The sequence below is a fragment of the Microbacterium sp. P2_F9 genome (genome assembly GCF_056403635.1).
This window is the reverse complement of record NZ_JBFUFC010000300.1, coordinates 1-3,129: the sequence shown is the minus strand read 5'-3', so window position 1 is coordinate 3,129 and position 3,129 is coordinate 1. Positions and strand designations below refer to the sequence as shown.

The window sequence follows — 3,129 nt, the reverse complement described above, 5'->3', positions numbered from 1 at the left end:
ATGCAATCCCATGTTCCTGCGAGAACGCTTCGGTCTTCTCGGGGCGCCTCCCCCACACCCCCGCGACGACTCCGCCGGCGGCCTGAATGTCAGGGATGAAGGTCTCACAGATGCGGCCAGTTCCGAGCACGCCCCACCGCTGGGTTGAGTCCGAGTTGGTCACTGGCGCCATCTCATTCGCCGGCACCGGGCTTGCGGCCCTCGAGTCCGCGCCAGCGCTGACGCAGAAGCCGCGCAGCAGACTTCGGTTTGCGGTCACGCGTGAAGACGCCCTTCTTATTGCCGTCGACGCGGTGCAGCCCGTTGTCGGTGGCGAAGTCGGCGAAGTTCCATACGTGTTCCCCGACGAATTGGGGGAAGCGGTCAAACACGCTGTGATTCGCCTCGAGATACGCGATCTGATACTCCTCGGTCCAGACTTTGTCCTCCCAGACGGAGTGGACGCCCGGTTCGGTGTCGGCACCGTACTCGCTCATCATGATGGGCTTCTCGACCCGGTCGATCCAGCCCTGCAGGTCGCCCTGTAGGTATGCCTGAGCAACATCTAGCTCGCCGCCGGCGATGTACCAGCCGTAGTAGCGGTTGATGCTGACGACGTCGAAAAGGTCGACGATGAGGTCGTTCTTGAAGGTGGCGAACATAACCGCCGAGTAGGTCAGCGGGCGAGTGGGATCGAGTTGCCTTGCAAGTTCGACGAGCGGTTCGAAATACTCGCGGGCACCCTCTTCGTTCGAGGCGGGCTCGTTCGCGATGCTCCACATGACCACCGAGGGGTGGTTCCGGTCTCGCGTCATGAGCTCGCGTAGATGCTGTGCGTGCGCCGCCTGGGTCTTGTCGTTGGCGTACTGATCGGAGAAGGTCGGGAACGGGGGCGTGCCGGTCATCCCACCGACCACGCCCATGTTCAGTCCGACTGCGGCCGTCTCATCGATGACGACGATGCCGTGGCGGTCGGCGAACTCCAGAACCTCCTCGGCATACGGGTAGTGCGACGTACGGAAGGAGTTGGCGCCGATCCATTCGAGCAGCTGGAAGTCGTGCACAAGGAAGGCGTCGTCATGACCCTTGCCTCGCACAGGGGCGTCTTCGTGCTTGCCGAATCCTGTGAAGTAGAACGGCTCGCCGTTGATGAGGAACTCGTATCCGCGCACTTCCACGGTGCGTACGCCGACCGCCAGCGGATAACTGTCTACGACTTCGTCGCCGACGACGAGTTCAGCAGTCAGCTGATAGAGATAGGCAGCGCCGGGCTTCCACAGCACGACGTCGGGGATCGAAAGGGTGCCTTCAGCGCCGCCAGCCGAGGCCACGACATTGCCTTCCGCGTCTTCGAGCCGCACGCGGACATCGCCGGCACCGTTCACCGCTACGCGGTAGTCGACAGAGCCGATGGCGTCCTCGAAATCAGTGACCACGACGAGGTCTTCGATGCGCGCCTTCGGGCGACTGTAAAGCCACACCGATCGAGCAAGACCCGCGTAGTTGAAGAAGTCGTGGAAGTAGGTCTGCTTCTGCTTTCCGGTGATTCCGACCTCGATCTTGCCCGGGGGTATCGTCTCGTTCGTGAGATTGCCCGACACGGCGACCGTGAGTCGGAACTCTCCCCCGGCCGGCATCAGATCAGTGACGTCGACATCGAAAGGCGTGTAGCCGCCGATGTGCTCGCCGACCAGGGCGTCGTCCACGTATACGCGCGCGGCGTGGGTTGCTGCATCGAACCGCAACAGCACGTCCTCGCCGCTCCACCCACGGGGCACCCGGACCGTGCGCTGGTAGTAGACCCAGCCGACGTGCTTGCGGATCTCCGGATCTGTGAACAGGTCGTTGTACGAGGCCGGGACCGCCGCCTCGAGCGGTGTGCGGAGCGTCGATTCCCACGGCTTCTCGTCTACCCGGGAGTCCAGCGCGAAGCGCCAGACCCCGTCCAGATTGACGAGATCGCGGGTGGGGGTAGAACGGGGCTTCAGCATTGCGGCCTTTCTGCGCGACTGTGCGTGTATGGATGAAGTTAACCAGAAAACCACTCGATTGGCAACCGATTGCCAGAGATACGGGCTCAGATGGTCTGCCCGGCGTCCGCAAGAAGCGTGCTGCCGGTCATGATGGCTGATATGTCGCTCGCGCAGAACAGCACCACGCGGGCAATGTGATCCGGTGTGTTCCCGTTCGGCCGATCAGGCTTTGCGCCATCACCGGCATGACCACGCTCGCATCGAGGCGCACGCTCCGTCCGGACAGTGAGAACAGGTCGGCGAGTGGTTCGGCCGACTTGTCAGCGAAAGGGAACGGCATGATCTTCTCCTGGGACAGATGATTCGTGGATGGGGCGGGAAGGGAGCTCTACCGAGCCGTGCGCACTCCGGCGCCGATCGTGATACCGCCGATAAGAGCCAGCGCCGCTGCAGAGAGATACAGCGCGAAGAAGTTCTCCCCTCCGGCGATCGCGAGCACGAGGGGGGCCGTGGCCGGCGCCAGCACTCCGGGGATCTTCTGGGCGAACAGGGTGATCGCCATGTATCGGCCGGCTTCGGTCTCGCGGTTCGGCAGCACGTCGAGGGTCAGCGCCTGGCCGACAGCGGAGAAGGTCGCTATGCCCAGCGAGGAGATGAGTGTTCCTGTCAGGAGGCTCGGTATGTCGCCGGCGAAGGCCGACACCGCGCACCCCAGCCCGAAGATCGTCGCGCCTCCGACGATGAGCGGCTTGCGCCTTCCGGTCTTGTCGCTCAGCCATCCGCCACCGAGTGACCCCAGCAGTGCCGTGCCGATGCTGAGTGCGGCAGTAATGGCCTGGAAGCTGGCCACGTCGGGGACCGGGACGTCGAGACGTTGCGCGAAGAAGAACACGGAGAAGCTGGTGGCAAAGGTGAGGCCGAGGAAGAAGACGAACCTTCCCGCCCAGTTCCACGCGAAGTCCGGATGCGCTCGAGGATCGAAAGCGTAGCTGCGTACGAGGCGCCCGAGCGTGAGCGCCTCGGGATGCAGGGTGGCGCGGCTGTCGGGGTCGCGCGCGAAGCATACGAAGAGCCCGACCAGCACGAGGCCGACGGCCGCGGGGATTGCGAAGACGAGCAGTGTCTCGGCGCGGACGGTCCCGACGAGAATGATTCCGATCACCGGAGCGATCTGCAT

Annotated in this window: 2 protein-coding genes; both read right to left on the bottom strand. The window is 63.9% G+C overall.

Features of this window, described 5'->3' with window-relative positions:
- Positions 1–173 precede the first annotated feature (173 nt).
- The gene (gene uidA / locus AC1DVT_RS19080; RefSeq protein ID WP_457101996.1) at positions 174–1,970 is read right to left on the bottom strand and encodes a beta-glucuronidase; all 1,797 of its coding nucleotides are present in this window, start codon (positions 1,968–1,970) and stop codon (positions 174–176) included.
- A gap of 370 nt (positions 1,971–2,340) precedes the next feature.
- The coding region (locus AC1DVT_RS19075) for an MFS transporter (RefSeq protein ID WP_477390841.1) at positions 2,341–3,129 on the bottom strand (789 nt) is incomplete at its 5' end.